Genomic DNA, 26,794 nt, shown 5'->3' on the forward strand with positions numbered 1-26,794 from the left:
TCAGATCTTCTTGCGGTACGCGCGCAGCGCCAGCGGCATGAACACCGCCACGAAGCCGGCGCACCAGGCGAGCGTCCACCAGACGTGGTTGCCGAGTGGGGTGCCGAGGAACAAGCCGCGCACCGACGCCACCAGGTGGGTCATCGGGTTGACGTCCACGAACGCCCGCATCCAGCCGGGCAGGGTGTCGGCGCCGACGAACACGTTCGACGCGAAGCTCAGCGGCATGATCAGCGCGAACATCACGCCCTGCACGGCACCCGCGGTCCGTACCTTCATCGACACCAGCACCGGCAACCAGCTCAGGCAGAGCGCGAACAGCACCGCGAGCAGACACCCGGCGATCGCCCGAAACAGGTCGGTCTCGATCCGGAAACCCATCACGTAGCCGATCGCGAGGGTCGACACCGTGACGATGACGTACCGGACGACGTCGCCGAGAACCGCTCCGACAAGTGGTGCGGAGCGGGGGATCGGCAGCGACCGGAACCTGTCGAAGATGCCCTTGGCGATGTCGGTGTTCAGATTGACGCCGATCGCGATGGCACCGGTGGCGATGGTCTGCGCCAGGATGCCGGGCAGCAGGAACTGCAGGTAGTCGTGGGTCGATCCGGCGACCGCGCCACCGAAGACGTACACGAAGATGATGAGGAACAGCACCGGTTGCAGCGTGACGTCGATGAGCGCCTCGGGCGTACGCCAGGTCTTGATCAGGCTGCGCTTGGCGAGCGCCAACGAGTGCCGGACCAGCCGGAACGGCCGCGGGTTCGGGGCCGTCGTCGACAGTGCGCGGCTCTTCGTGGGTGCCGTGTCGATCAGAGTGCTCATGCCGCGACCTCCGTGGGGCGGGTGGTGTCGTCGTCGGATGCCGTACGCCCGGTGAGGGTGAAGAACACCTCGTCGAGGCTCGGCAGGTGCAGGGAGAGTTCGGTGACCGCGATGCCGGCGGCGGCGAACCGCGCGACGCTCTCGGTCAGCGCCGCGTCGTCGGTGACCGGCACCGCGAGCACGCCCTTGCGGACCTCGTCGGCAGTCGCGCCGGAGCCGACCTGGGTCAGGATCTCCGCGGTACGGAGCAGGTGCGCCGCGTCGGTCGGCCGGACCTCGAGGGTCTGCCCGCCGACCACCCGCTTGAGCCCGTCCGGCGTGTCGTGGGCGATGACCCGGCCGTGGTCGATGACCGTGATCGCGTCGGCGAGCGCGTCGGCCTCCTCCAGGTACTGGGTGGTGAGCAGCACCGTCGAGCCGTTGCTGACAAGCGAGCGGACCACGTTCCACATGTCCTCGCGCTTGGCCGGGTCGAGTCCGGTAGTCGGCTCGTCCAGGAAGATCACGTCGGGGGAGCCGACGAGGCTGGCGGCCAGGTCCAGCCGCCGCCGCATGCCGCCGGAGTAGGTCTTGGCCGGGCGGTTCGCGGCGTCGGTCAGGTCGAACCAGTCGAGCAGTTCGGCGGCCCGTCGCCGGGCACCGGTGCGCCCCAGTTCCAGCAGGGTGCCGAACAGCTCCAGGTTCTGCCGCCCGGTCAGGTCCTCGTCGACCGAGGCGTACTGGCCGGTGAGGCCGATGCTCTGCCGAACGCGCTCGGCGTCCCGTACCACGTCGAAACCGCCGATCCGGGCGGTTCCGCCGTCCGGGGCCAGCAGGGTGGAGAGGATGCGTACGGCGGTGGTCTTACCGGCGCCGTTGGGGCCGAGCACCCCGAGCACCGTCCCGCGGGGAACCGCGAGGTCCACGCCCTGAAGCGCCCTCGTCTTCCCGAACGTCTTCACGAGGCCCTCGGCCTCGATCACCAGGTCAACTGTCATGCGCCCAGCCTGCACGGTTCGGCTGACACCGCCCCGACACGCCACCGACACCGGCTGACACGCACCGCGACACCGCGACACCGCGACACCGCGACACCAAGAAAACCGAGTCGATCAAGGCGCGTACGCACGGACCAGGTCAGGTCGCCGGACCGTCCGTGTTCCGGATCATCTGGCGGAGCACCTTCAGGGCCGTCACGTAGTCGGCGTCGTCGATCCCCTGGTGGATGCGAGCACGGATCGCCGGAGCGTGCTGCTTGATGGTGAGGCGAGCCGCCTCGCCCGCCTCGGTGATCCAGAGTCGCTGCTGGTCGTCGCGCGAGAGCCAACCCCGAACCAGCAGAACGCCGGCCTCGGCCTCCAGATCGTCCTCGGACCTCAGGTAGGTGCCCATCGCCATCGCGAGCTCCGGAATGGTCATGCCGTGACCGTCCGGTGAGATGTCGTTGCCCGACAGGTTGCGGAGCAACCAGAACTGGGGCTGGGTAAAGCCGAAATCGGCGTACCGGGCCCGCGTGAAGGCGATGAGTGCCTCATAGGCCACGCCGGTCCAGTACGCGGCGGGCTGGGTCGCGAGTTCGACATCGGACAGGCGCTGGGTTGCCACGGGTGCCTCCTGGGAGTGCTCGACTGAGCGCGACCCTAAAACCTCAAGTCAAGGTGAGGTCAATGAGGTGACCAGGCTGTCCCCACGAGCCGCGACGGCGTAGGTTGCGCGAGTGAGGAGAAGCGAGCGAATCGCGGACCAGTTGGACCGGCACTGGCAGAAGAACCTGCGGCCCCGGCTGGACGGTCTTGCTGATGGGGAGTACTTCTGGGAGCCGGTGCGCGGTTGCTGGAGCATTCGTCCACGTGGCACGTCGGCCGCACCGATGTCGGCCGGTCGGGGGGAATGGACGATGGACTCCGCGTCCCCCGATCCGGTGCCCGCGCCGGTGACCACGATCGCCTGGCGGCTGGCGCACATCATCGTCTCCTGCCTGGGCTATCGGGTCGAATGGCACTTCGGCGGCCAGGAGGCCGACTCTCTCGCCTACGCGGGGACCGCCGAGGAGGCGCTGAAACAGCTCGACGAGATGTACGGGAGATGGAACGCGGGGGTCCGCGAGCTCTCGGACGTTGACCTGGAGAACCCGCCCGCTGTGGGTCCCGAACGGTTTCCCATGCAGGGCATCGTCCTGCACGTCAACAGGGAACTGATCCATCACGGCGCCGAGATTTCCCTGCTACGCGACCTCTACCGCTGGCAGGACGTGTAAAGGAGGCCCGATGGGCCGCACGGTGTTGAGCATGAGCGTGTCGTTGGACGGCTTCGCCGCCGGCCCGGACGTCACCCGCGAACAACCGATGGGCAGGGGCGGCGAGCGGCTGCACGAATGGCTGTTCCAGGCTGACGGGGATCGCGGTGTGGCGGCAGACGGCGTCACCCCGGTCGGGGTCGACGCCGCGCAGGTACGAGAGCGTCAGGACACGACCGGCGCCGTGGTGATCGGCAAACGGACGTTCGACGTCGGCGTGGACCTGTGGCAGGACACCCCGTTCCCGGTGCCGTCCTTCGTGGTCACTCGCGAGCCGCGCGACCCGTTGCGGATGAGGAGCGACGTCTTCACGTTCGTCGACGACGGACTCCACAGCACGCTGCGCCAGGCGCGACAGGCAGCGGGCGACCGGAACGTCCTCATCATGGGTGGACCCACCACCGGACGAGAGTTCGTCAAGGCCGGGCTGGTGGACGAGATCCACCTCCAACTCGTACCGGTGTTCCTCGGCACCGGCACGCGCCTGTTCGACCACCTCGGCACCGACCACATCGACCTCGAACGCACCGCGGTGATCGAATCACCACACGTCACGCACCTGCGCTTCCGCGTCCCGAGGTGACCGCTCGGCGTCGGCCGGCCGCAGTGCGGACTCGACGTCCGCCGTGCAGACCGGCCGGCGCCTGCACGGCAGCGCCGATTGTCGAAGTCGCGATATGCTGGCGGCGGCAGAGCGCCTGCCCGTGCCCGATGTGGTGGCCCACGCCCGACCGCATGCTGGGGGCCAAGAGTCTCCGACTCCGCGCCGCTGTGTCGACTCCCGGCGTGCCAGCCACGCCGCCTGCTCGGTGGAGTGCGTGGGGCTGCACCGGAGGCGTCATGTCTGATCAGCAACCACGGCGGACCCCAACCCCGGGCCGTGCCCGCAAGCGCGCCATCCGGGAACACGCCGCCCAGGCCGGTGTCGCCTACTCGGTGGCTGCCCGTCACCTTGCGTCGGTGGGCCTGCGACCCGGCGAAACCCTCGCCACGTACGGGCGGACGATCTATCCGATCGGGTTCGACCCGCATCGCCAACTGCTCGTCGAACGCCGCGATCGGCGGTCGTTCGAGGAGCGGGTGTCGGATACCAGGCGGGCCGTGGTCCTGCCGCATGGTCGCGCGCGGCACCTGGCCGAGCGCTTCCCGCCCAGCCGTGGGCGTACCGGCAGTGGGGTGGGAATGCTCTACCACGGCGAGGGCCGGGTGGAACTGCTCGCCATGCTGTACGTGGTGATCGCGGCGGAATCGCCGGGGCTGCTGCCCGAGGTGGGGGACCTCGCCTGGGTCGCGGAGCTGGGCGAGGACACCGCTCTCGACACGGCCTGCGCCGAGGTGGATCGCGAGGCCCGCCGGCTGCTCGATCGCGAGTCCCTGGCGCTCTGGTCGGTCATCGAGGAGGCGGTGACCGTCGCCGAGCACACCGCGGACTGGCAGATCCGCCAGGAGGCGATCCGGCAGGGCGCGCTCCTCCGCACGATGATGACGCCGCGGGTCGGGTACGCCGGTGAGCCGTACGTGCCGGGGCTGCCCGTCGCCGGTGTCCGGCAGATCCTCGACGCGCTGCTCATCGTTGCCGACGACGGACACGCGCCGGGCACCCGGGTACGCCTGCGCAGGTCGCCGGACGACGCGGGGTTGGCCACGATCATCGGGGCCACGTGGGGGTCGTCCGGTCCGCCGGTGGGCTACCTCGTGTGGCCCGACGCGGCGTCGGCGCCACTGTCGACCCGCCCGGACGACCTGATTGTCCTGGGCGAGCAGGAGTCGCTGCCTCGGTGAGCTGGTGATCGACTCGACTTCCGCGAAACACGCGGTATCCAGATGCCTGCGACACCGCGACATCAAGGAAACCGAGTCGATCAAGCGCATCCGAGGCGGCCCGCTGCCGCGGTCTCGGCACAGGCCGGCCGGGCTCCCACTCGGGGAGCCCGGCCGGTGCGGTCGCTGCCTCCGTAGCGCTGTCCGCAGCGCGGCGGGGGGAGGTGCTGCGGCGCAACAGCGACGGATGACGCGACCGCTCTCCGCGCGGTGGTCCGCCTGCTCAGCTCGGCAGACGACCCCGCGTGGAGACGAAGTGGTACGACATGACGGCGAACCCGGGGTCACTCAGCAGCCGCCGGAAGGCGTTCAGTTGCGGGGGCGACAGCCCCGCCGCCAGCAGATCCGGCTCCAGTTGGCGGGAGTTGGTCTCGTAGAGCGACGTGCCGGTCGACCCGCCGGCCCAGCTCTGCGAGTGGGTGATGGTGTCCACGTCGGTCAGCCCGGCGAGGGCCACCTCGGTGTGCACGTCCTGCGCCCAACCCAGGTCGGCGCCGTGGTCCTCCAGGACACCCATCATGGCGTCCATCACCTGCGCGAAGAGCTTCGCGGCGTCGTCACTGGGCGCGGTCAGCACCCGTTGTGGCGCGGTGCAGTCGAACTCCTCGACCACCAGCCACCCGCCGGGCGCGAGCGCGCCGGTGAGCGTGCGCAGGACCCGTCGTCGATCGGGGAGGTGCAGCAGCACCAGCCGGGCGTGGATCAGGTCGAACGCGTCCCCGGGTGGCGGTTCGGTGCGCACGTCGTGCCGGCGTACGTGCAGGTTGCCCTCCGCCGTGAGGTGCGTGGGGTCGATGTCGGTGGCCAGCACGTGGCCCTCTTCGCCGGTCGCGCGGGCGATCCGTCGGGCCATCGAGCCGCCACCCGCCCCGACCTCCCAGCAGGTCGCGCCCGGTCGCAGCACCGGGCTGGCCAGTCGACGTGTCGTGATCGGGTCCAGGAAGGACTCCAGCGCGTGCAGCTGGGGAACGGCCTCAGGTGCGCCGTTGTCGAACGTGTACGCGCCATCGCTCGTAGCGGTTGTCATCGGTGTCCACCTCTGCGAGAAGGGTCGGGTGACTCGAGCGGGACCGGGTGACTACGGGGTGTCGGCCCAGAGCCGAGGGGCCGCTCGGTTGGGTGGGGGTGCCGGGGCGGCGGCGACGCTCAACATCGCCGCGAGCGGCGTCGGGTCGGCGCGGGCCTCGGCCGTCGGCCGGTCGTAGACCACCCGGCCGTACTCCAGCACCGCCACCCGGTCGGCGAGCTCGATCGCGTGCCGGAGTTGCTGCTCCACGACCAGCACGGTCAGGCCGTCGGCGGCGAGACCGTTGACGAGCTCGCGGACCCGCGCCGCCAGATCGGGCGAGAGACCCTCACACGGTTCGTCGAGCAGCAGCACCCGTGGTTGTCCGAGGAGAGCCCGGGCTATCGCCAGCATCTGCTGTTCGCCGCCGGAGAGTTCGCAGCCGCGGTGTCGCAGCCGCACCGCCAACCTTGGCAACAGTTCGAGGGTGCGGGCCACCGTCCAGCCCTCGCCACCGGGGGCGGCGGCCCGCCACGGCGCGGCCGCCAGGTGCAGGTGCTCGGCCACGGTCAACCGGGAGAAGACCCGTCGGCCCTGCGGGACGAGACCGACGCCGGACTGGGCGATGCGATGCGGTTGTCGGCCGGCGACGTGCACGCCGCCGATCTCGACGCGACCGCTGGAGGCGCGTACCAGCCCGGCGATGGTGTGCACGAGCGTGCTCTTGCCCGCACCGTTGCGGCCCACCACGGCCTGGATGCTGCCCGGGCGCACCCGCAGGCTGACCTCGTGCAGCACCATCCCTCCGGCGTAGCCGGCGCACAGCCGATCCACCGACAACATCAGGCCACCCCGTCGGCGTAGGCCTGCCGCACCAGCGGCGAGGTACGGATCTCGTCCGGCGTCCCGGCGGCCAACGTGCGACCGTCGCGCAGCACGGTCACCGTGTCGGACAGGGCGTACACCAGGTCGAGTCGATGTTCGACAAGTAACACGGCGACCGCGCGGGGCAGTGCCTGGAGCAGCTCGACAAGCCGGCCGACCTCGACGGCGGACAGCCCGGCCGCCGGTTCGTCCAGCAGCAGCAGGCGGGGACGACCGGCAAGGGCCATCGCGATCTCCAACTGGCGTCGTTGCCCGTGGGCGAGGTGCCCGGCAGGCACCGCCGCGACGTCGGCGAGGCCCATCTGGTCCAGCAGTGGACCGGCCCGGTGTTCTGCGTCGCGCCGGCGGCCACCCGGCCACCACCTGCGCTGTGGGATGACCCGCGGGAGCGCGGCCACCACCACGTTCTCCGTCGCGGTGAGCGTCGCGAAGACCGCGGGGCGTTGGTGGATGCGGTTGATGCCCCGCCGCGCCCGGGCCGCCGAGCCGAGCCGGCCGATGTCCCGCCCGTCGAACCGCACGGTGCCGCGCTGCGGTTTCGTGGACCCGCCGATCACGTTGAGCAGGGTCGTCTTACCGGCGCCGTTCGGGCCGATCAGCGCGTGTCGGTGCCCGTCGTGCACGCACAGGTCCACGCCGTCGAGCGCGGCGAGCGAGCCGTACCGCACACTGACCTCCTGGGCGTCGAGCAGGCCGGTCATCGGCGCAGCTCCCCGACGGTGGCCTGCTCCTGGCCGACGGACGGGTCCGGCTGTGGTGCCGGGGCGGCCCCCGGGCGCAGCCTGCCCCGGGCCCGGATGACGCCGCTGGGCAGCAGGTAGACCGTCGCCACGAACAGCACCCCCAGCACCAGCGGCGCGTGGCCGGGCAGCACCCCGAACAACCAGTCCCGGACCGCGATGACCAGCGCCGCGCCGACCAGGGCGCCACCGACCGAGGCGGTGCCACCGATGACGACACCGAGCAGCAGCAGCGCGGACGTGTCGAAGCCGAAGTCGGCGGGGGAGATGTACTGCTGGGCGACGACCAGGAGCGAGCCGGCCGCACCGGCGAGCGCCCCGGCAGCGACGTGCGCGCCGGACACGTAGAGCGGCACCCGGTGCCCGCTGGCCCGCAGCCGGGTCTCGTCGTCCCGCGCGGCGCGCAGCAGCAACCCGGCGCGGGTCCGCAGCAGCACCAGCACCGCGCCGACGAGCGTGGCCACGACGACCAGCGCGTACAGGTAACGCGCCTGGTCGCTGGCGAGCGGCGGGAGCCCCCAGAACGGGCGGACCGCCGCGATGCCGGCCAGCCCGTCCGTGCCACCGGTCACCGACCGCCACCGGCCGAGGACGGTGACGCCGAGTTCACCGATGGCGAGCGTGATCATCAGGACGATCACCCCCCGGGCGTGCACGACGAGGGGCACGGTGAGCGCGGCCAGCACCGCGCCAGCGGCCGCCGCGACGGCGACCTGCACGACACCGACGTCGGAGATCCGGCTGCCGACCACGGCGCAGGCGTAGGCGCCCGCCGCGTACGGCGCGGTCTGGCCGAGGGTGGGCATGCCGGCGACGCCGGTGAGCAGGGCCACACTCACCCCGACCAGGGCCAACGCCAGCGTCCGGGCGAGGATCGCCGTGGTGTAGTCGTCGACCACCCAGGGCGCCACGACCAGGCCGACCAGGACGAGCGCCGCGACGGCGGCGCGCGCCCGCCGAACCACCGCGTCCCTCATGCCGCCCTCCAGTTGGCGGCCAGGCCTCGGGCCCGCACGGCCAGCACCGCCGCCATGGCGGTGAACAGCAGGAACGGCGCGGCGGACGGCAGCAGCGCCACTCCCAGCGTCTGGATCTCGCCGATCGCGAGCGCCGCCAGCAGGGTGCCGCCCATCGACCCGAGACCGCCGAGGACGACGACCACCAGGGACAGCAACAGGACGGTGTCGGCGGTGTCCGTGCCGGGACCGATGATCGGCGCGCCCAGGACCCCGGCCGCGCCGGCCAGCGCGCCGGCAGCGGCGAGCACACCGGTGCGGATCCGCGCGGGACTCACGCCCAGGCAGGCGACCATCTCCGGGTCGTCGACGGCCGCGCGGACCAGCATCCCGGCCCGGGTGCGCCGGACCACCAGGTAGAGCACGGCGGCGAGCACCGCCGCGACGACGATGAAGACCAGGCGGTACGCGGCGTAGCGGTGCCCGGCGACCACCACCGACCCCTCCAGGACGGCGGGCACCCGGACCTGCGGATCGTCGGGCCCGAAGCCGGCGACGAGCAGGCTGCCGCCGGCCAGTGCCACCCCGAACGTCAACAGCGCCTGACCGAGGTGGTTGCCGGTGGCGACCGGGGTGAGCAGGCCGGCCAGGAGCGCACCGGCGGCGGCGGCGGCCAGCACGCCGACGAGCAGCGCCAACGCCAGGCTGGCCCAGCCGCCGTCGAGCACCGCCGCGGCGGTGTAGCCGCCGATCGCGTAGAGCAGGCCGTGCGCCAGGTTGAGGATGTTGGCGACGCCGAAGCAGAAGACCAGGCCCGACGCGGCGACGAACACGAGCAGCCCGTAGGCGACCCCGTCCAGCGCCGGGATCAGGTACGGGTCGATCCGGTTCAGGCCGGCCGCCACCGCGGTCACCGGCCGACGGTCGCGAGGTCACCCACGACGGTGTTGGACAGCGCCCGGCCGTCCTGGCGGACCTGTCGCAGGTACCACTTCTGCACCGGCGAGTGCGTGGCGGTGGAGAACTGCCAGGTGCCACGCGGGCTGGCGATCTGGCCGAGCTGGCCGATGGCCGTGTTGATGGCCTCCGGAGTCGGGTTGCTCCCGGCGGCGCCGATCGCCCGGTCCAGCACCGCCGCCGCGTCGTACGAGGCGAGCGCGTAGGTGGTCGGTGAGCCGTCGTGCTTGGCCTTCCACGCCGCCACGAAGGCGCGGTTCTCCGCGTTGTCCAGGTCGGGCGAGTAGTTGAGCACCGAGAAGATGTCCCGGGCGGCCTCGCCCTGCGCGTTGAGCACGCCGCCCTCGGTGAGGAACCCGGCCGCGTACAACGGGACGTCCTTGATCTCGGACTGCGCGTACTGCTTGACGAAGTCGACGGCGGCGCTGCCGGCGTAGAACGTGTAGACGGCCGCCGCGCCGGAGGCCTTGATGCGGGCGAAGTACGGGGTGAAGTTGGTGGTGGCCGGGAACGGGGTGAAGGTGGTCTTGCCGTCGTCGTTGGCGAGCTTCCCGCCGATCTTTGCGAACGCGTCGGTGAACCCGCGCAGCTCGTCCCAGCCGCCCTGGTAGTCGGGGCCGATCGCGTAAACGGAGCCCTGCACGTTGTCGCGGACGTGCTGGGCGATCGCGGCCCCGGGCTCGTCGGAGAGGTACGAGGTGTGCCAGACCCGGGAGACGTCCTTGAGTTCCGGTCGCCCGTTGGAGCCGACGAGCGGCACCTTGGTCTCGTCGAGTAGCGGGGTGACCCCGGCGACCGAGCCGCCACCGACGATGCCGGTGAGCACTGACACCCGGTCCTGCTTGAGCAGCTTGGTCGCCGCCGGCACCGCGGTCTGGGCGCCGTTGCCCTCGTCGGCGACGACGAGGTCGACCCGTCGACCGCCGAGTTTGCCGTCGTGGGCGTCCAGGTAGAGCTGGAAGCCGTCGCGGATCTCCGTACCGACCGCCTGGTACGTCCCGGACAGCGACGCGAGCAGGCCGATCTTTATCGAGCCGCTGGCGCTCGTGCCCGGCGCGTCGTCGCCGCAGGCCGTGCTGGCGGTCAGGACGACCGCGAGCAGCGTTGCGGCCAGGGCATCGCTGCGCCGAAAGGTGGTGTGAGGCATGTCTTCTCCAGGGGAAGTGGGTCTCCGGCGTGGGGGCGCCGGGGCTGTCAGCGACTGCGGGCGAGTGCCGCCCGGGCCGCGGGGGTCAGGGCGTCCCCGATCCGGTTGGCCAGCTCGGTCATCTCGTAGGAGACCTTGCCCACGTCGCACTCGGGTGCGGCGAGCACCAGCAGCGAGGCGCCGTCGTTGAAGGCCATCGAGAACATGAACCCGCCTTCGAGCTGCGTGACGTTGGAGATCACGGCGCCGGCGTCGAAGAAGGCCGCCGCCCCGCGGAGCAGGCTGACCAGTCCGCTGCCCGTCGCGGCCAACTGGTCGGCCCGGTCCGGGGGCAGGTCACGGGTGGCGGCCACCATCAGGCCGTCGCTGGAGATGGCGATCGCATGGCTGACCTCGCTCGCCCGCGCGGCGAAGCTGTCCAGCAGCCAGCCGAGATCCTGTTGGTCGCTCACGTGCTCTCCTGTCGCGTCATGAGTTGCCGAGGTTGATCGGGGTGCGCCTCCGGTTCGCCACACCCCGCGCGTACGCGGCCATCGCCGAGGCCACCTGGGCCGGATCGCGGTACTCGGATCGTTGTTGCTGCTGCGGCACGGTCACACCGCCAGGCACGAGGTGCCGTTGCGGCTCCCGTTTGGGCAGGCCGGACGTGGTGGTCGTGGCGACCTCGGGGGTGTGCGCCCGGGCGGCGGTGTGCCAGGCGTCGTCGGCGGGGCTGGACCACTCTCGGCCGTCGGTGCCGTCGGCGGCATCCGTCTGGAACCAGTTGTTGACCTGTTCGAAGATGAGCAACTCCTCGGTGGGCGCGTCACCCCGGTCCGGGCGTGGGGGAGTCGGTCGGAACACCGGCGCCGCAGGCAGGGACCGCTCGGCCGGTGGGCGTCCGGCGGTGGGCTCGGGACGCGGCTGGTACGGCGGCGGCGGGCTGGCCGTGCGCGCCGCCCGCCGCGAGAGGCGGCCGGGCGCGAGCAGGTACTCCTCCGGTGGCAGTGACCGGATGATCGCCGCGGGCAGCGTCGCCTCGGCGAGGGTGCCGCGTCGGGGGCCGCGTCGCAGTTGGACGGTGGCGCCGAGCCGGGACGCGAGCTGGCCCACGACGACCAGTCCCATCGCCCGTACGGCCGCCACGTCGATGGCCGGCGGGCTGGCCAGGAGTTCGTTGAGCTGCTGCATCCGCTGCGCGGACAATCCCATGCCCTCGTCGCTGATCTGGACGATGACGCGGTCACCCAGGCTTCGACCGCTCACCCAGGTCTCGCTGCCGGTTGGCGAGTACGTCGTGGCGTTGTCCATGAGTTCGGCGAGCAGGTGCACGACCTCGTCGACGCTCTTGGCCGCCACGGCGACGTCTGCGTCGATCATGCCGAGTCGGATCCGCGCGTAGTGCTCGATCTGGGACAGCGCCGCCTGGAGCACCTGTTGCAGCGGGATGTCGCGCTGGCGTACGCGACCGACACCGACGCCGCCGAGCACGAGCAGGCTGGCGTTGATGCGTCCCATCCGGGTCGCCAGATTGTCCAACGTGTAGAGCTGGTGGAGCCGGTCGGGATCGGTCTCGTCCCGTTCCACCAGGTCGACCTGGGCCAGTACGGCGTCGACGAGTCGCTGTTCGCGGCGGCTGAGGTGGATGAAGATGTCGGCGGTGTTGGCGCGCATGACGGCCTGCTCGGCGGCGGTCCGCACGGCGGCCTGGTGCACCGCGCTGAACGCCTGGCCCAGCTCGCCGATCTCGTCGTCGCTGGACGGTTCGAGGGCGGCGGAGGCCTGTTGGCGGGCGAGCCTGTGCGGGTCGACGGCGGCGCTGCCCGGTTGCTGGAGCTGGGCCACCACGGCGGGGAGCTGTTCGAACGCCACGGCGTTCGCCGCGTCCCGTAGTCGCCGCAGCCGCCGGGTGATCTGCCGGGCGACGGCCCAGGTCACCAGGGCGGTGAGGACCAGTGCCAGCAGGACACCGACCGCCTCGGCCACGGCCCGGCGGCGCTGGTCGCCGTGCGCGGCCCGAACGTCGGCGCCGACCGCGGCGTCGACCCGTGCGCGCAGGTCGGCCAGGCGGGCGGCACGCGCCTGGGTGGTGGACACCCAGCCGGCGGTCTCCAGTTGCAGTCGTGACCCCGGCTGCGCCCGCGACACCTCGTCCTGCATCCGTTGCAGGGCGAGCGCCTCCTTGCCGGTCCCGGCCTGCTCCCACCAGACGCTCCACTCGGGCGGGGCGAGGGCCAGGAAGGACAGGCTCGACTCGGTGTAGCTGGTCCGGGCCGCGGTGATGTCCTGCTGCATGGCGGGGGTGAGGTCGCCGCCCACCGCCGCGCGCAGCACGGCAACCTGCTGTTGACCGATCGCCTCGGCCGTCTTCGACAGGGCTGCCGAGGCGCGGATCCCGTCGGCGAGGGTGGCGTCGACCACGCCGTGCGAGATGTTCTCCCGGAAGCTGATCAGGTCGGCGATCGCGATCCGATAGCTGAAGGTCATCGCGGACACCGAGGCGTGCGCCGCGGTGCGTACCTGGGTGCGCAGCGGCGCGAGACTGTCCAGGGCCGCGTCGACGCGGCGCAGGAGGGCGCGGTTGGCGCCGACGTCGGCGGGCAGCCGGTCGCGCTGTGCGCGGTAGCGGGCGACGGCGTCGTCGGTGGCGGCCAACTCCACGCCGAAGGTGTCCTGCTGCTCCGGCGTGGGGTAGGTGAGCAGGGCGGCGGCGGCGATGCGTTCGCGTTGCAGCCGGTAGGCCAGGTCACCGGCCTCCGCGCCGACCTGTGCCAGGATCCGCAGGTCGCTGGCGCGCATGGTCTGGCGTGCGCTCTCGGTCAGCGCGAGACCGGCGAAGCCGATCACGGCGACGAGTGGTGCCGCGACGATGAGGCGCATCCGCCCGGCAATCTTCCAGCCGCGACGGCGGGTCGGGTAGGGTCTGGCCGCGTGGGACCGGGTGCTCGACGCCAAGATTGACTCCCACGACTCGTCGATGACGGTCTATCCGCACGTTGCCGAATGCAAGTCCCATTCGGCCGGAAGCCGCGCTCGTAGACCAGACCTGGCCGTGGTACAAACTGCCCGTACCAGCATCTGTACCCAACGTCAGCGGCCGATGACACCGCGAGACCGAGCCGGACGGTGCGGTCAGCGCTGGTCGTCGAGGGGGTCCACCCGCTGCTGTCGCCGCTGCGCGTCGTCCGGGTCGGGTGGGCCGTTGAGTACCTGACCGATCAGTTCACGCAGCTCGTCGATCGCGTCCACCACGGCGCCCGGGTCGCGTGCGTCGCGTCGAGCCCGCTGGCGCGGCACCGGCGGATCCCGCCGAAGTGGTTGCGGCGCGCGGGGGCCGCGGCGGCCGTCGGCCGCCAACTGCTCGGCGGCCACCTGTGGCCACAGCGCCGCGAGCCGGCCGCCGGTGCCGAGCACGTCGTCGCAGCGCAGCGCGAACTCGTGACTGCCGAACCGGCGACCCGACTCGACAGCTGCCACCGTCTCCCGGCTGAACCGCACCCGATCCGCCAGGGCCCGTTGGGTCAGGCCCCGCCGAACGCGACAGTCGCGCAGCTCCCAGCGGAACCGCTCGCTGGCCGCAGAGGGAGCAGCGCTCGACGGGGACGTGTGCTCCATGCGCTCACCTTCGTGGCTACGGGGAATCAGCAGCGGACACCAGATCGAGATTCGCCGATGAGCTGAACATTCATAGGTGGCAATTCTTAACCCAGGATGCGATGGGTGTGAAGACGTTCACCGTCCGGAATCGTCGGGCAGAGCGGAAAGGTGCGTGGCGGGGCCGGGCTGCGCCGGGTGCGGTGGGCGACGCCGCCCGGCCCGCACTCGACCGGGGCGCGGGCGAGCCTGCCGGTGCACGCCCACGTCACGCGGCGGCCGCTTCCGGGGTTGCCGCATCGCGCGTCGCCGGAACGTCGGCGGGTGCCACGACATCGATTACCGCGAGCAGCGTGTGGTGGGCGCGAAACGCGACATTGGGCTTGTACGAGCGCTGTTGCGCGGTCGCCAGGCGGAGTCCGGGAATGGCTTCGGTGAGTCTGGTGATGGCGATCTGGGCCTCCAGCCGCGCCAATCCCGCGCCAATGCAGAAATGCGGGCCGTGGCCGAACGACAGGTGATTGCCCACGTCCGTCCGGTCTGGAGCGAACTGGTCCGGGTGGGCGAAAACCGCGGGGTCACGGTTGGCCGCCCCGATCAGCAACAGGCAGCGTGCCCCGGCGGGAATCGTCACCGTCCCCAGGGTGACGTCGCGGCTTGTCACCCGCAGCCAGCCGTCGATGGCGGGCGCGAACCGCAGGGTCTCGGCCACGAACGCGGGAACACCCCCCGGGTCGGCGGTGAGGTCCGTCCAGTGCCGAGGACTCGACAGGGCCTGGTCGAGGGCGTGCGCGAGCAGGCCGGCGGTGGTCTCGTGGCCGGCGACCAGGAGGTTGAAGGCCAGGCTCGCCACCTCCGGCACGGTCAGCACGGCGTCGTCGCCGTCCCGGTAGGCCAGAGCCCGGCCGATGAAGTCGTTACCCGGGTGCCCATCGTCAACGCGCTGGCGGACCAGCTTCTCGCAGTAGTGCCAGAAGTCCAGCAGGCCCTGCGCCAGGCGTACCTGCTCGGCCGGGTCCGGTTGCCCCCAGACGAGCGCGATCTGACCGTCCGCCCAGCTCCGGATCCGTGCGACGTCCCCGTCGGGCACCCCGAGGATGTCCAGGACCACCAGCAGCGGAAGCTCGGTGGCGAGCTCCGTGATCAGGTCGACCCGCTCGCCCTGGCGGGCGGCGAGCCGGGAGACCAGCTGGTCGACCCTCCGTCGGACGATCGCGCCGTACTCGGCCTCGACCCGTTCGGCGGTGTTCGCGAAGGTCGCCCGCAGGGCCCGGCGGGTGCGGGGGTGCACCGGTGGGTCCGCGGCGGCCGTGGTGGGTGGCGCGTCGAGCTGGATGAGCACGTTCATCGCCTCGGGGCACACCTGGTAGACCGGGGCGAGGGTGCGGGCGTTGGTGAACGTCGTGGTGTCGGCGAGGGCTCGTCGGACGTCGGCGTGCCTGCTGATCAACCACAGGTCGAGGTCCTCGGCGTGGTGCACCTCGCCGGGGTCGTCGAGGATCCGCCGCCACATGCTTGCCGGATCGGTGAGATAAACGCCGGCGAACGGATTCAGCCGCATGGAACGCCTCCTGGTGAACGCGGCGATAAAACCGGCAGCGCCTCCATGTGGTGATCCGTGTCAGTCGGGCCGATAATGGCGCGCATCTGCCTCTGGCTCTTTACGGTGCGCTGAGCGACGGCGCAAGTCAAGATTGGCAGACATCTATTTATTGTCGGTCTGATTGCGTATTGCAATGGACGGCTGAGGTCGGCCGGATGCAAGTTGCGGCCCGGCCCTTGCCGCCGGTCCGCCGTTCTCCCTCATGACCGGAGAAACGACCTCCGCGACGGCAGGTGACGCTCGCGTCCGGTCGCTGCCCGCCCGGGAAGGCCCGGACCCGCCACGGCGGCCCGCGCGTCGCGGGAGTCCCTCGGCCGTACCGGAGCCTCCCGCGACGTCCTACTGCGACGTGGTGGCCGCGGGCGCGGTCAGGGTGCCCACGGGGTGGTGATGGCCCAGGTGCTGTCGGCGGCCCACCGCGTCAGTGTGTAGCGACACGCCCGTGCCGGTCAGTCCGACGCGTGCGCACCAGGTGGCGTCGGCCGGTAGGAGCGCCGAGCCGTCGTCGGCTGAGTTGTGGACCCGGGAGTTCTGGTGGCGCAGGTACTGCCCGGGGACGTTGACCGACTCGAGCGAGTAGCAACCGGTGCCGGCCAACCCGACCCGGATCGTGTACGTGGCGTCGGCCCTGAGGATGCTGGAGGTCGCGGCGTCGACCACCTCGGTGTAGGCCAGGCTGTCCCGGTGCCGCGGGTAGCGGTTGGTGAAGCCGGGCGTGGTCACCTGCAACGACCGCCGGGTGTTGCCGACATGCGCATCGACATCTGCCATTGCTTGTGTCACGTTACCGGGCCACGGCGGGTCGGCCGTCAACGCTTCCGCGCCAATATGAGATCCATAGCCTTCGTGGTACGACCCAGAGAGGATGACCCTCTAGATCCATAGTTCTCAATATGATGACCGCTATCGCGAATAGGGTGCGCTCACGAGGCGTGCCATCCTGATGCGGAGGACTGCATGGTTCGCTGGCGTACCCTCACTGGCCTCTTGGCCACCGCGCTGGCCGCGGTGACCGCGGCCAGCCTCACTCTCACCGCGCCGGCCGCGGCGGCCGACAACCCCATGACGCCGAACGTCGTCGGTGGCACCCGCGCCGCTGCGGGTGAGTTCCCCTTCATGGTGCGGCTCTCGATGGGTTGCGGCGGGGCGCTGTACAGCCCCCGGCTGGTGCTCACCGCGGCGCACTGCGTGGGGTCGACCGGCACCACCACCAGCATCACCGCGACGCTCGGGACGGTCGACCTCCAGTCGTCCAGCCGGATCACCGTCCGGTCCAACTACGTCTACCGTGCTCCCGGCTACAACGGCGCCGGCCGCGACTGGGCGCTGATCCGGCTGGCCACCCCGGTCACCGGGCTGAGCACGCTGCCGATCGCCACCACGACCGCGTACGACAGCGGCACCTTCACCGTCGCCGGGTGGGGCGCCGCGCGGGAGGGCGGTGGCCAGCAGCGGTACCTGCTGAAGGCGAACGTGCCATTTGTCAGCGACTCCACCTGCAACGCCAACTACGGCGGCGACCTCATCCCCGCCCAGGAGATCTGCGCCGGGTACGCCAGCGGCGGCACGGACACCTGCCAGGGTGACTCGGGCGGCCCGATGTTCCGCCGCGACGCCGGCAACGCCTGGATCCAGGTTGGCATCGTCAGCTGGGGCAACGGCTGTGCCCGACCCAACTACCCGGGCGTCTACACCCAGGTGAGCTACTTCGCCTCGTCGATCGCCTCCGCCGCGGCGAGCCTCGGCGGCTGACCGTACGACCGCTCGGGCGACCCGGACGACGATGTCTGGGTCGCCCGTCGTGCCGTCACCGAGGGGCCGGCGGCGAGTGGGCCACCCGACAGATTCGGCGGGCCGGGTGTGCGACACCGGCCGCGACGACGATGATGGGCCGGTGAAGATCCTGTCCATCCAGTCGTCGGTCGCCTACGGTCACGTCGGCAACTCGGCTGCGGCCTTTCCCCTGCAGCGCCTCGGGCACGAGGTCTGGCCCGTCCTGACCGTGCACTTCTCCAACCACACCGGGTACGGCGCGTGGCGTGGGCCGATGCTGCCGGCGGCCGACGTGGCCGAGGTGATCGAGGGCATCGCGGACCGTGGGGTCCTCGGCACCGCCGACGCGGTGCTGTCCGGCTACCAGGGCGACCCGGCCATGGGCGCGGTGATCCTGGACGCGGTCGAGAAGGTCAAGGCCGCCAACCCGGCCGCGGTGTACTGCTGCGACCCGGTCATGGGCGACGTCGGACGGGGGATGTTCGTCCGGCCGGGCATTCCGGAGTACCTGCGGGACACCGTCGTGCCGCGCGCGGACATCATCACCCCGAACCAGTTCGAGTTGGACTTCCTCGCCGGCCGGACGACGACCTCGCTGGCGGAGGTGCTCGACGCGGTCGACGTCGTGCGCGCGACCGGCCCCCGCCACGTCCTGGTGACCAGCGTGTTGCACAGCGACCTGCCACCGGGCTTGCTGGAGGTGGTGGCCGTCTCGGACGAGGGCGCCTGGGCGGTGACCACCCCGCTGCTGCCGATCAACCCGAACGGCGGGGGCGACGTCACCGCGGCTCTGTACCTCGCGCACCTGTGCACGACCGGCTCGCCGGCGACGGCGCTGGAACGCACCATCGCCTCCGTCTACGCCGTGCTGGAGGAGACCCTCGCGGCGGGCACCCGGGAGATCCAGCTGATCGCCGCGCAGGACGTGATCGCCGATCCGCCGGCCCGGTTCACCGCCCGCCGGCTGCGCTGAGGCGGCGGGTCGGGAGACACCAGCGGCGGCCCCGGACCGCGACGATGGTCAGCGGGCCGGGACCGCGTCCCGAGCGACGTTCAGCGGCCGTCGGGTACGGCCATCTCGCCGAGCAGCGACCAGTCCTCCTGCGCCACGGTGGCGTTGACGATGCGCGGCGTCTCGGCCAGGTGCGGCGGCAGGGTCTCCTGCGCCGCGCGGAAGTGAGCGGACTGCACGTGGGCGGCGCCGGCCTGGTCATCGCGGAACGCCTCGACCAGCACGTACTCCGCGGGGTCGTCCACGCTGCGGGACCAGTCGAACCACAGACAGCCCGGCTCGGCGCGCGTCGCCTCGGTGAAATCGGCGGCGATCTGCGGCCACCGGTCGGCGTGCTCGGCCAGGACCCGGAACTTGGCGGTAATGAAGATCATGGGCTCAGGCTACCCAGCCGGATGGGCGCGGGCGACGACCTCCTCGGGAGTCAACGGCGCCTTCGGATGGTGGGTCAGGCACAGCGGGGTACGGACCTTGACGAACGAGAATCCCTCCCCGGCGGCGTAGAACTCGCCGCTGTTCAGCAGGCCGATGTCCGGAAGCCGCCCGCCCTTGGCCTCGGCGAGCTGCCGGGCCGCGTCGATCTGCGCGGGCGCGTTGAGCAGCCCGAAGAACTGCGTCGTCGCGTTGCCGGAGATCTGGTTGTGCAAACCCTTGGGCGCCTGGGTGGCGAAGACCAACCCGAGCCCGTACTTGCGGGCCTGCGAGGCCAGCGCGATCGTGCTGGCGGTGCAGGCCGTGGTGCCGGCCGACGGGGCGAGCGTCTGCGCCTCGTCCATCACGAACAGCCCACCCAACGGTCGGTCCCCGGCGGGATGCCGTTTGATCCACGCGAAGAGCGCCATCTGCAACTGGTTGACGAAGCTCTGCCGCTCCTGGTCGGAGGTGAGGCCGACGAAGCTGATCACCGACACCCGGGCCCGCCGCCCCGGCGACGGCGTCAGCAGCAGCCCCGGATCGGCCGGTGCGCCGACCCCACCGAACAGCGGATCGGTCACCATCGCCGCCTTGAGCGCCTCGGCCAACTCCTCGGCGAGCTTTGCGGCGCGGGCCAACCGACTGACCCCCTCGGGCAGGTCGGTGAGGAACTCGGTGAAGCCGGGCAGACCCACCAACCCGCTTCGCGCGTACGCCTGGAGGGCCTCGGTGAGGACCGCCTTGCCCTGCTGGGCGAGCCTGCTCGACCGATCGACGCCGGCGCGGGGCGCGAGCGCCTCCACGGCCGAGCGGACCGCCTGGTCGAACTCGTCGGGCCAGTCCCGCAGTGAGGTGAAGTCGGGCAGTGGTTGGAAGCTCAACGGCCGACCGGCGGTGACTCGGGGCGTCCACACCACCACCTCTGTGTGTGCCAGGTAGTCGGTGGCGCGTTCGGCGTCGCCGGTGCCCCAGCCGCTCGGTGCTGCGGGCCACGCGTCACCGAGCCGGGCGAGGTCGTTGTTGGGGTCGAGCACGATCGCGGAGACCCCCTCGCGGGCGCACTCCTCGACCAGTCGACGGATGAGCACCGTCTTGCCCGAACCGGACCCGGCGAACACGACGGTGTGACGGCGCAACGATTCCAGGGCCACCATGAACGGTTGGCCGCCGTCGACCGTCCGCCCGAGCCCGATGGTCGCACCGTTGGCGTCGACCGCGAGGTCGCCGGAGTCAGCGGGTCCGGCCGCGGCGGTCGGGCCGGTCGACCGCCCGCCGGTCCCGTCGTCGACCGGCGCGCTGGTCGGGCTGGCCTCGCCGCCCGACGCAAGCACGGTGCCACCCGCCGGAGGCGCGTCGCCAGCCGTCCGAGGCTCGGCACCAACCGACGGAGGCTCGGCACCTCGCGGCGGCGGCCCGTCGTCGGGAGCTGCCGGCGGCGTGTCGTCGCGGGGCTGCTCGGGGCCGGGCAGGACCGCCCGGAACAGTTCGGTGCCGCTGGCCGGACGACGCGACACCAGCCACTCCTGCAGGGCCGTGGACGGCTCGTTCGCCAGCACCCGCAGCGCCGCGAAGACCCGCAGGTCCGCCTCCAGCACCCCGCGCCGCACGCCGCCGGCCGCGTCGAAGCCGGTCAACACCTCGGTGGTACGCCTGCCGGTCGGCCACCCGCCGTTGCGCAGCAGGATCAGTCGCCGTTGGGGCAGGTCCCGGTCCAGTCCGGCGAGCGTGCAGGCGGCCTTGACCCGGGCGGTCACCGCGATGGCGTTCGGGTGCGCGACGGCTCGGAAGCACCAGTGCGCCTCGTTCTCGGTGGCCTCGTCGAGCACCTCGATCAACCGGCCGTGCAGCGCGGGCTTGCGCCCCGGCGGCGGGTCGTACTTGTAGGTGGCACCGGTCGGCGCCTGCTCGGCGATCCAGGCGGCCAGGCCGGCGGCGAGCAGCGGCGGCATGTGCTCGTCCTCGCCGGCCGGGTCGACGGCGGCCGACACATCCGCGGCCTCGACCAGTTCGGCGAACCGTTCGTCCAACTCGCGCAGGCGGCGTTCGACGGTCGTTGGATCCGCCGTCGCACCGCGCCCGGTGCTCGCCGTCGGCGTCGAGTCGGTGCCGTCGATGAGGCGGTCGAGTTCGACCATCTCGTCGTGGTCGCGGCACCAGGCCACATGCCGGTCCACCCGGCGCAGCAGGGCGCGTGGCGTCAGGGTGGGCGCGTCGGCGAAGGCGGCGGGGGCGATCGGCCAGGTGGGATGGGGTGGCACGAAGCGCGGACCCCCGAACGCGGCGGCGAGGCGCTTCGCCACGATGGCCTGCCCGATCTCCGGGGTGGGGATCCGGTCGGGCAGGGTCGCCGTCCGGAACCGGTCACCGACCGGCGTGGGCACCGTACGTGTCATCAGCACCCAGGTGTCCGGCAGACACGAGACGACGACAAGCGTACGACGGGTGATGTCGCGGAGCTTGAGGAGGCCGTCGGCGATCGGACCGAGCACCCTGGCCTGCCCGTCCTCCAGCCCCTGATGGTGGTTGAGCAGTGAGGTGCTGGTTTGCGCGAACAGCGTGTCGAGCTGGTCCACGGCGATCACCGTGGGGTCCAGGGTCAGGGCCATCAGCCGGGAGATGTCCTGCACGATCTGCTGCGGGGGTCGGATGGCGCCGCTCAACCCCCACGCCGCCCGCGCGGCCGGGTCGCCCGGTTCGGAGATCAGGTGGGCGTACCCCACGTCCTGTGCCTCGAAGTCGATGGCACCGTGCAGGACGAGCGCCCGAGCGGTGTCCTGGGCGTCCCGCCCGACCTCCCGGTCCCGGGCGCGCAGTGCCCGGATGAAGGCGTCGAGCTGCGCGCGGGTGACCGGTCGGGCACCGGCGACCGCGTCGCGGACCTCCACCGGCAGGCCGAGCTGAGGGGTGAGTCGGCGCAGGAACGTCTTCAGCTGGGTGCCCCAGCCGACGTGGGTGCGGCCCATGCCCTCCACCAGGGCCAGGGCGACGCTTTCCCAGAACGTCTTGCCGCTGACCATGTCGACGAGGAAGAAGTAGCCGCCGTCTCGCTGGATCCGCTCGCGCACCGCCCCGAGCAGGTGCGTCTTTCCCGCGCCCGCGCGGCCCTGCATGGCCACGCCGAGCGGCATGCTCGTGTCGTCGGTGCGGGCCCGCGCCACCCCGCGCAGGATCTCCGCGGCCACCTTCTCGTGCAGCTCCGGCACGTTGTGCGGGCTGGGTCGCCAGACGTCGTCCGGGGTGACCGCCGGGTTGAGGCTCACCGCTTCCAGCGCGGCCCGCTGGTCGTCCGAGATCATGCCGGGCCGATCGCCAGGGCGTGGTTGTCCTCGTTCCCGATGCGAACGGCCGCAGCCCGGTCCCGTGCGGTCAGGGACTTGGTGTTCGCCACGGGGATGATGCGGACGTCGTCTCGGCCGACCATCGCCCGCAACGCCGCGTCCAGGGCGGCCCGGTCGGTGTCGGTGAGCCGGTCACGGACGTCGGCGAGGCCGACCCAGTCGCCCGGCGCGGTGGCGAGATCCCGGTACGCCGAACGAACCAGCGCCTCCACCTCCGCTCCTGCGGGTGCTGCCGCCGCTGCGGGTGCTGCCGCCGTCGCCGCCGTCGTTGCCGCCTTGGGTGCCGTCATCGTTGCCGCCGTCGGCGCCGGGGCCGTTGCCTCGGTGTGCTTGAAGAAGTCGCCGTGGCTGACCCGGAGCCGGTCCAGCGAGCGGTGCAGGTTGGACAGGACGACGAACAGCGACCGGGTCGTCGAACCGCCCTGCTTCGGCGGCGCGGCGGTGTGCAGCTGACGTGCCACCCGCCAGCCCTCGTCGGTCAGCTCGTGCGCGAACGGCCGGTGCGTCCGATCGGTGTCGACCAACCCCAGGTCGACGAGCTTCTTGTTGTCCTGGCCGGTCAGCGTGAAACCGGCCAGCTCCCTCAGCTCGACATTGGTGACTCGGCGCGCCTCGACCATCAGCACCACGAGGGCGTTGATCTGGTTCGGCGTCAGGTGCGGGACGTTCGCCGGGCTGGTCATGATCTCTCATCTCCATCGGTGTGCGTGCCGCCCGCGCGTCGCCGGGCCAGTAGCTGACGGATCCCGTCAACCACCGCCGGCGCGTCGGTGAGCACCTGCTCGTTGGTGAAGCGGAGCACGTCCAGCCCGAGCAGTTGCAGCTGCACGTCTCTCCGCCGATCGTTGGCGAAAGCGATTCGCCCACGATGCTCCGGGCCGTCCACCTCGACCGCAAGACCCTCGACGGGCCAAAAGAGATCCAGCCGGTACGACGCACCCAGCACGTGCCACTCGTAGGTGTGGTTCCACCGCCGGCCCCGCGCCCACTCGTGCGGTGCGAGCGCGCGTTCCAGTGCCTGCTCGGCCGCGCTGTCAGCACGCGGCACGCCCGCGATCGGCGGCCAGGCCAGCACCGTCGGGCCCGATCGTGCCGACGTGGCCGCCGGCGGGTCGGTCGAACTGGCCAGCTCGGCGAACCGTCTGGGCACCCGCATCGGCACCGACCGCACCCGGTCGGCATGGCGCAGGACCCCGCCGGCCAACCACACGGTGAAGCCGCCGTGCCGCACGAGCCACTCGGCGGCGGCCACGAGCGTCCGCTCGGCATCCGCGCCCAGGTCAGGCAGAGCGATGACAAGGAGACAGCCCTCCCTGTCGTACGCCTCGGCGAGCACCCGGGCGAGACCGGCGGCGCGTACCCCCGGGGCGAAGCGGGACCGGCCGGCGCGGCGGCGCGGACCGCGCAGCCCACGCTCGGCGAGGTCGGCGAGAAACGGCCCGAAGTGCCGGGAGTGGGCTGCGGCACGGGAGGCGAGGGCGCGTACCGCCGCCACACCGAGTGTGCCGTCGCTGTCGAAACGGTCCGCGCCGGCCAGCCAACTGGGGAACAGGGCGAGCGCCGCGGTGTCCAACTGGTCGAGGAGGTCGTCCACCAGGTCGCCGAGCGGACCCACCACCGTGGGCCGGTAGTGCACGACCGCCGGCGCCTCCGGCGGCAACGGGTCGAGTGCCACCCGCAGCACCTCAGGGTCGACGGCCGGCAGGTGACTCACCCGCCGCACGGGCGGGGCCGCCCACCAGACCCCGTTGGCCCCGCCGCCGGCCCGGACGGGTTGCACCATGCCGGCACCCTATGACACCGGAGAGGCCGACCGGTGTCCCGTCGGTGTGCCGGCTCGACGGCCGCGACCGACAGTCAGCGCAGTCGGCGGATGTCGCCGAACGCCCGGTAGTACCCGCCGCGGCTGGACTCGCGGACCTCGGTCACCAGGTAGCGGGCGCCCGGCTCGCGGATTCCCTTGGGGAACTGCACCGACCAGTCGCGCCGGTAGCCGTCGGACAGCACCTGGACCCGCAGCCGCCCCCGATCGTCGAGGCACTGCACGACCACGCCTGCGCCCGCGTCGCTCGTCACCTCGACGATCGTCGGCTCGACGGGCCGTGGCGCCTGGCGGGGGGCCTTGATGTCGCGTACCTCGGGCACGTCCCCGGCCTGGGCCGACCGGATCGCCGGCTCGCTCGCGTCGATGCAGGCGAGATGGCCGCCCGTGGTGACGACGTAGAGCCGATCGTCGTGATACTGCATCGAATACGCCGAGCCGCAGCCGGTGCCGAGCTTCCACAGCCGCGTGCCGGCGGCGTCGAAGCAGTAGATCGAGGACTGGCTGTCACCGGCGAAGACGTACCTGCCGCCCTCGGCCGTGGCGCAGGAGAACACCGGGGCGTCGCACCGGTAGCTGCCTTCGAATCGACCGGCCTTGGACAGCCGCACCACCTCGCTGCTGCTGGTCCCGGCGAACACGCTGCCGTGCTCCTGCCAGCCGAAGAGCACCGAGCCGGTGCTGGTGTGCCACAGTTCCTGGCCGGTACGCCACTCGTAGCCGGTCACGCCCCGCGAGTGGCCGTGGTAGATGGCGTCGTCGTCGCACCGCACCATCCAGGCCGCACGCCCCCGCCCGGGCCTGCGCCACAGGAACTCGTCCTCGTGGTCGACAGCGGTGATCCCGCCGTCGGCATCCGAGACACCCAGGACGCCGTCGTGGATGTCCAGCCAGTAGATGTCGATCTCCGGGGCGATCGCGTACGCCACCCGGGGCACCTTGCCGGAGAGGTCGTAGACGTTGCCGTCGTCGCAGCCGGCGTAGACCCAGGCGTCGTCGGCGACGATGCACTTCACCCCGTCGGGGAGCCGGACCTGGCCGCGCACCTGGGCGTTGTGGTCGAGCGTGGTGATCACACCGTGCTCGTTGCCGACCATGCAGTGCTGCCCGTCGACGAAGATGCCGAATGCGGGGGCGCCGGAGTCGTAGCGCCAGAGCACCGGGGCGGTCTGGGCGGTGGAGCGGGTGCTGACGATCTGCCGCCGGGAGACGGTGCGCTTCTGTCGGACACCGGGGACCGCCGGCGAGTAACCCTTGCGGACCTTCTCCCCGATCTTCTTCGCCGCGGCCGCTCGGGCACGGGTGTTGTCCGGGTAGGCGCTGGCCTTGACCTGCCCCTGGTCGCCGATCCGGCCGTAGCGCACGGTCAGCGTGGCGTCGTCGACGATGACCTCGTAGAACTTGTGCGCACCGTCCACTTCGGACAGTTCGAGGTAGGTCGTCTCCTGGGACATGGGGGCCTCCGAGGGGGTCAGCGACCGGCCTGAGCGGGCCGGCGCGGCGACAGTGCCCATACGCTAACGGCTGCCCCCGACAGAATCGGCGCCCGGCCAGCGCAGCGCGTCGTCCCGCAGCACGGCGTGCGCACCGACGGTCTGGTTGACGATCTGCGTCACCCGTACGTCGACAGCGACGCTGGCCAGCGCCACAGCATCCGGGCGGCTGAGCCCGTGCAACCGCCGCATGAGGGTCAGCATCGAGTCCAGAGCCATGAACGTGGCGTCGTCGAGGGACGTGCCGACACCCAGGGTCAGCCAGGCGTCTGCGATCCGGGCCACCGGCCCGGTGACCGGGAAGTCGTGGCGGACGTCGAAGGTCAGCGTCACCTCGTCCATCGGACATTCGATGGCGGTGCCGCCCACCTCGCCGTCGCCCTGTGCGGCGTGTCCGTCCCCGACGAAGAACAGCGCGCCGTCGACCGGGATCGGCAGCAGCAGGGTGCTGCCGGCGGTGAGGTCCTTGCAGTCCAGGTTGCCACCACAGGCGCGCGGCGGGATCGTCGAATGACGCCCCGACTCGGCGGGTGGCATGCCCAGCACACCCAGGAAGGGCTGCAGCGTGACGGTGTGGCCGTGCTGGTTGCGGCCGGTCATCGTCACCGGGTCCAGATCCCAGGAATGCACCACACCTTCCTGCTCGATGCCGTACCGCCGGTTGAAGTCGCTGGGCCAGCCGCCGGCCACGGTGGTGCCCCACGTGGCCGGGACGACCGCGTCGATGCGTACCGCAAGGGTCTGACCGGCGCGGGCGCCGCGGACGGCGACCGGACCGATCAGCGCGTGCCCGTGGTCGGCCCGGTGCTGCGGCGCCCGGGGTCGGTCCCGGTTGTTCCCACCGGGATACGGGCCGGCCGACCACCAGCAGTCCAGGGTGCGGTAGGTGACGGTGTCGCCGGGGTCGATGGTGAGCACGGGGGCGAAATCGCAGGAGAAGTGGCCGTGCAGGGTGTCGTCCCCGGGCGTGAGGGTGTGTCGCATCAATGCAGGCTAGTGACACCTGACCCGCGCTGCGCGTTGCGCCGGGGGGGGGGGGGGGGGGGGGCCCCCCCCCCCCCCCCGGGGGGGGGGGGGGGGGGGGGGCCCCGGGGGGGGGGGGGGGGGGGGGGGGGGGGGGGGGGGCGGCGCCCCCCCCCCCCCGGCCCCCC

Annotated in this window: 25 protein-coding genes; 5 read left to right on the top strand and 20 right to left on the bottom strand. The window is 71.9% G+C overall.

The window, feature by feature from the left end; all coding sequences use genetic code 11:
* The 3 genes from ACFYPM_RS25255 to ACFYPM_RS25265 form a co-directional block, all read right to left on the bottom strand.
* Entirely contained in the window at window positions 1–828 is an 828-nt protein-coding gene (locus ACFYPM_RS25255; protein ID WP_387201567.1) for an ABC transporter permease, read from the bottom strand.
* A complete protein-coding gene (locus ACFYPM_RS25260) occupies window positions 825–1,805 on the bottom strand; it encodes an ATP-binding cassette domain-containing protein (RefSeq protein WP_387201570.1) in 981 nt (326 codons plus the stop codon). The genes ACFYPM_RS25255 and ACFYPM_RS25260 overlap by 4 nt, the downstream gene beginning before the upstream one ends.
* A gap of 139 nt (window positions 1,806–1,944) precedes the next feature.
* A complete protein-coding gene (locus ACFYPM_RS25265) occupies window positions 1,945–2,412 on the bottom strand; it encodes a MarR family transcriptional regulator (protein ID WP_387201573.1) in 468 nt (155 codons plus the stop codon).
* A 112-nt stretch (window positions 2,413–2,524) separates the two neighbouring features.
* On the opposite strand from ACFYPM_RS25265, the gene ACFYPM_RS25270 reads away from it, so the two are divergent.
* The 3 genes from ACFYPM_RS25270 to ACFYPM_RS25280 all read left to right on the top strand — a co-directional run bounded on the left by ACFYPM_RS25270 (window position 2,525) and on the right by ACFYPM_RS25280 (window position 4,885).
* Window positions 2,525–3,064: a DinB family protein gene (locus ACFYPM_RS25270; RefSeq protein ID WP_387201576.1), complete on the top strand. Its 540-nt coding sequence runs from the start codon at window positions 2,525–2,527 to the stop codon at window positions 3,062–3,064.
* 10 nt (window positions 3,065–3,074) lie between these two features.
* Window positions 3,075–3,686, top strand: a complete 612-nt coding sequence (locus ACFYPM_RS25275; protein ID WP_387201579.1) for a dihydrofolate reductase family protein — start codon at window positions 3,075–3,077, stop codon at window positions 3,684–3,686.
* 257 nt (window positions 3,687–3,943) lie between these two features.
* Window positions 3,944–4,885: a hypothetical protein gene (locus ACFYPM_RS25280; protein ID WP_387201581.1), complete on the top strand. Its 942-nt coding sequence runs from the start codon at window positions 3,944–3,946 to the stop codon at window positions 4,883–4,885.
* A 262-nt stretch (window positions 4,886–5,147) separates the two neighbouring features.
* On the opposite strand, the gene ACFYPM_RS25285 is transcribed toward ACFYPM_RS25280, so the two are convergent.
* From ACFYPM_RS25285 to ACFYPM_RS25335, 11 genes are all read right to left on the bottom strand, one after another.
* Complete coding sequence (locus tag ACFYPM_RS25285) at window positions 5,148–5,951, bottom strand: class I SAM-dependent methyltransferase (protein ID WP_387201583.1); 804 nt, start codon at window positions 5,949–5,951, stop codon at window positions 5,148–5,150.
* Between the two features lie 51 nt (window positions 5,952–6,002).
* Window positions 6,003–6,773, bottom strand: coding sequence for an ABC transporter ATP-binding protein (locus ACFYPM_RS25290; RefSeq protein WP_387201586.1), 771 nt, complete (start codon window positions 6,771–6,773; stop codon window positions 6,003–6,005).
* Window positions 6,773–7,516 carry an ABC transporter ATP-binding protein gene (locus ACFYPM_RS25295; protein ID WP_387201589.1) on the bottom strand — a complete coding sequence of 248 codons (744 nt, stop codon included), beginning with the start codon at window positions 7,514–7,516 and terminating at the stop codon, window positions 6,773–6,775. The genes ACFYPM_RS25290 and ACFYPM_RS25295 overlap by 1 nt, the downstream gene beginning before the upstream one ends.
* Window positions 7,513–8,532, bottom strand: a complete 1,020-nt coding sequence (locus ACFYPM_RS25300) for a branched-chain amino acid ABC transporter permease (RefSeq protein ID WP_387201591.1) — start codon at window positions 8,530–8,532, stop codon at window positions 7,513–7,515. The genes ACFYPM_RS25295 and ACFYPM_RS25300 overlap by 4 nt, the downstream gene beginning before the upstream one ends.
* Window positions 8,529–9,425, bottom strand: coding sequence for a branched-chain amino acid ABC transporter permease (locus ACFYPM_RS25305; protein WP_387201594.1), 897 nt, complete (start codon window positions 9,423–9,425; stop codon window positions 8,529–8,531). Before ACFYPM_RS25305 ends, ACFYPM_RS25300 begins: the two co-directional genes overlap by 4 nt.
* On the bottom strand, window positions 9,422–10,615 hold the full coding sequence (locus ACFYPM_RS25310) for an ABC transporter substrate-binding protein (RefSeq protein WP_387201597.1): 1,194 nt from the start codon (window positions 10,613–10,615) through the stop codon (window positions 9,422–9,424). Before ACFYPM_RS25310 ends, ACFYPM_RS25305 begins: the two co-directional genes overlap by 4 nt.
* Window positions 10,616–10,662: 47 nt before the next feature.
* Window positions 10,663–11,067, bottom strand: coding sequence for a roadblock/LC7 domain-containing protein (locus tag ACFYPM_RS25315; RefSeq protein ID WP_184185936.1), 405 nt, complete (start codon window positions 11,065–11,067; stop codon window positions 10,663–10,665).
* 16 nt (window positions 11,068–11,083) lie between these two features.
* On the bottom strand, window positions 11,084–13,474 hold the full coding sequence (locus ACFYPM_RS25320) for a nitrate- and nitrite sensing domain-containing protein (protein ID WP_387201600.1): 2,391 nt from the start codon (window positions 13,472–13,474) through the stop codon (window positions 11,084–11,086).
* 252 nt (window positions 13,475–13,726) lie between these two features.
* On the bottom strand, window positions 13,727–14,209 hold the full coding sequence (locus ACFYPM_RS25325) for a helix-turn-helix transcriptional regulator (protein ID WP_387201603.1): 483 nt from the start codon (window positions 14,207–14,209) through the stop codon (window positions 13,727–13,729).
* Window positions 14,210–14,456: 247 nt separating this feature from the next.
* A complete protein-coding gene (locus ACFYPM_RS25330) occupies window positions 14,457–15,749 on the bottom strand; it encodes a cytochrome P450 (protein ID WP_387201606.1) in 1,293 nt (430 codons plus the stop codon).
* 381 nt (window positions 15,750–16,130) lie between these two features.
* Complete coding sequence (locus ACFYPM_RS25335; RefSeq protein ID WP_387201609.1) at window positions 16,131–16,562, bottom strand: AbfB domain-containing protein; 432 nt, start codon at window positions 16,560–16,562, stop codon at window positions 16,131–16,133.
* Window positions 16,563–16,748: 186 nt separating this feature from the next.
* On the opposite strand from ACFYPM_RS25335, the gene ACFYPM_RS25340 reads away from it, so the two are divergent.
* Together ACFYPM_RS25340 and pdxY are read left to right on the top strand one after the other, a co-directional pair.
* A complete protein-coding gene (locus ACFYPM_RS25340) occupies window positions 16,749–17,543 on the top strand; it encodes a S1 family peptidase (protein ID WP_387201612.1) in 795 nt (264 codons plus the stop codon).
* A gap of 142 nt (window positions 17,544–17,685) precedes the next feature.
* Window positions 17,686–18,537: a pyridoxal kinase PdxY gene (pdxY, locus tag ACFYPM_RS25345; protein WP_387201615.1), complete on the top strand. Its 852-nt coding sequence runs from the start codon at window positions 17,686–17,688 to the stop codon at window positions 18,535–18,537.
* 80 nt (window positions 18,538–18,617) lie between these two features.
* Here pdxY and ACFYPM_RS25350 read toward each other — a convergent pair whose 3' ends face one another.
* From ACFYPM_RS25350 to ACFYPM_RS25375, 6 genes are all read right to left on the bottom strand, one after another.
* Window positions 18,618–18,950 carry a putative quinol monooxygenase gene (locus ACFYPM_RS25350; RefSeq protein ID WP_387201618.1) on the bottom strand — a complete coding sequence of 111 codons (333 nt, stop codon included), beginning with the start codon at window positions 18,948–18,950 and terminating at the stop codon, window positions 18,618–18,620.
* Window positions 18,951–18,959: 9 nt separating this feature from the next.
* Window positions 18,960–22,286 (bottom strand): ATP-binding protein, encoded by a 3,327-nt coding sequence (locus ACFYPM_RS25355; protein ID WP_387201621.1) that lies wholly within the window; start codon window positions 22,284–22,286, stop codon window positions 18,960–18,962.
* Window positions 22,283–23,011 carry a hypothetical protein gene (locus tag ACFYPM_RS25360; protein WP_387201623.1) on the bottom strand — a complete coding sequence of 243 codons (729 nt, stop codon included), beginning with the start codon at window positions 23,009–23,011 and terminating at the stop codon, window positions 22,283–22,285. The genes ACFYPM_RS25355 and ACFYPM_RS25360 overlap by 4 nt, the downstream gene beginning before the upstream one ends.
* A complete protein-coding gene (locus ACFYPM_RS25365) occupies window positions 23,008–24,111 on the bottom strand; it encodes an endonuclease domain-containing protein (RefSeq protein WP_387201626.1) in 1,104 nt (367 codons plus the stop codon). Before ACFYPM_RS25365 ends, ACFYPM_RS25360 begins: the two co-directional genes overlap by 4 nt.
* A 74-nt stretch (window positions 24,112–24,185) precedes the next feature.
* Window positions 24,186–25,604 carry a PQQ-binding-like beta-propeller repeat protein gene (locus ACFYPM_RS25370; RefSeq protein ID WP_387201629.1) on the bottom strand — a complete coding sequence of 473 codons (1,419 nt, stop codon included), beginning with the start codon at window positions 25,602–25,604 and terminating at the stop codon, window positions 24,186–24,188.
* Window positions 25,605–25,667: 63 nt separating this feature from the next.
* Window positions 25,668–26,627, bottom strand: coding sequence for an acetamidase/formamidase family protein (locus ACFYPM_RS25375; protein WP_387201632.1), 960 nt, complete (start codon window positions 26,625–26,627; stop codon window positions 25,668–25,670).
* Between the last annotated feature and the right edge of the window lie 167 nt (window positions 26,628–26,794).

It is taken from the genome of Micromonospora sp. NPDC005203 (assembly GCF_042872705.1).
Lineage (GTDB): Bacteria > Actinomycetota > Actinomycetes > Mycobacteriales > Micromonosporaceae > Micromonospora.

What these genes read in the sequence shown, in the direction of transcription:
- ACFYPM_RS25330 (WP_387201606.1), bottom strand. Translation starts at nt 15,749, where the DNA reads ATGCGGCTGAATCCGTTCGCCGGCGTTTATCTCACCGATCCGGCAAGC.
- ACFYPM_RS25320 (WP_387201600.1), bottom strand. Translation starts at nt 13,474, where the DNA reads ATGCGCCTCATCGTCGCGGCACCACTCGTCGCCGTGATCGGCTTCGCC.
- ACFYPM_RS25360 (WP_387201623.1), bottom strand. Translation starts at nt 23,011, where the DNA reads ATGACCAGCCCGGCGAACGTCCCGCACCTGACGCCGAACCAGATCAAC.
- ACFYPM_RS25335 (WP_387201609.1), bottom strand. Translation starts at nt 16,562, where the DNA reads ATGGCAGATGTCGATGCGCATGTCGGCAACACCCGGCGGTCGTTGCAG.
- ACFYPM_RS25280 (WP_387201581.1), top strand. Translation starts at nt 3,944, where the DNA reads ATGTCTGATCAGCAACCACGGCGGACCCCAACCCCGGGCCGTGCCCGC.
- ACFYPM_RS25260 (WP_387201570.1), bottom strand. Translation starts at nt 1,805, where the DNA reads ATGACAGTTGACCTGGTGATCGAGGCCGAGGGCCTCGTGAAGACGTTC.
- ACFYPM_RS25375 (WP_387201632.1), bottom strand. Translation starts at nt 26,627, where the DNA reads ATGCGACACACCCTCACGCCCGGGGACGACACCCTGCACGGCCACTTC.
- ACFYPM_RS25370 (WP_387201629.1), bottom strand. Translation starts at nt 25,604, where the DNA reads ATGTCCCAGGAGACGACCTACCTCGAACTGTCCGAAGTGGACGGTGCG.
- ACFYPM_RS25300 (WP_387201591.1), bottom strand. Translation starts at nt 8,532, where the DNA reads ATGAGGGACGCGGTGGTTCGGCGGGCGCGCGCCGCCGTCGCGGCGCTC.
- ACFYPM_RS25255 (WP_387201567.1), bottom strand. Translation starts at nt 828, where the DNA reads ATGAGCACTCTGATCGACACGGCACCCACGAAGAGCCGCGCACTGTCG.
- ACFYPM_RS25325 (WP_387201603.1), bottom strand. Translation starts at nt 14,209, where the DNA reads ATGGAGCACACGTCCCCGTCGAGCGCTGCTCCCTCTGCGGCCAGCGAG.
- ACFYPM_RS25355 (WP_387201621.1), bottom strand. Translation starts at nt 22,286, where the DNA reads ATGATCTCGGACGACCAGCGGGCCGCGCTGGAAGCGGTGAGCCTCAAC.
- ACFYPM_RS25350 (WP_387201618.1), bottom strand. Translation starts at nt 18,950, where the DNA reads ATGATCTTCATTACCGCCAAGTTCCGGGTCCTGGCCGAGCACGCCGAC.
- ACFYPM_RS25290 (WP_387201586.1), bottom strand. Translation starts at nt 6,773, where the DNA reads ATGTTGTCGGTGGATCGGCTGTGCGCCGGCTACGCCGGAGGGATGGTG.
- ACFYPM_RS25310 (WP_387201597.1), bottom strand. Translation starts at nt 10,615, where the DNA reads ATGCCTCACACCACCTTTCGGCGCAGCGATGCCCTGGCCGCAACGCTG.
- ACFYPM_RS25340 (WP_387201612.1), top strand. Translation starts at nt 16,749, where the DNA reads ATGGTTCGCTGGCGTACCCTCACTGGCCTCTTGGCCACCGCGCTGGCC.
- ACFYPM_RS25365 (WP_387201626.1), bottom strand. Translation starts at nt 24,111, where the DNA reads ATGGTGCAACCCGTCCGGGCCGGCGGCGGGGCCAACGGGGTCTGGTGG.
- ACFYPM_RS25275 (WP_387201579.1), top strand. Translation starts at nt 3,075, where the DNA reads ATGGGCCGCACGGTGTTGAGCATGAGCGTGTCGTTGGACGGCTTCGCC.
- ACFYPM_RS25295 (WP_387201589.1), bottom strand. Translation starts at nt 7,516, where the DNA reads ATGACCGGCCTGCTCGACGCCCAGGAGGTCAGTGTGCGGTACGGCTCG.
- ACFYPM_RS25285 (WP_387201583.1), bottom strand. Translation starts at nt 5,951, where the DNA reads ATGACAACCGCTACGAGCGATGGCGCGTACACGTTCGACAACGGCGCA.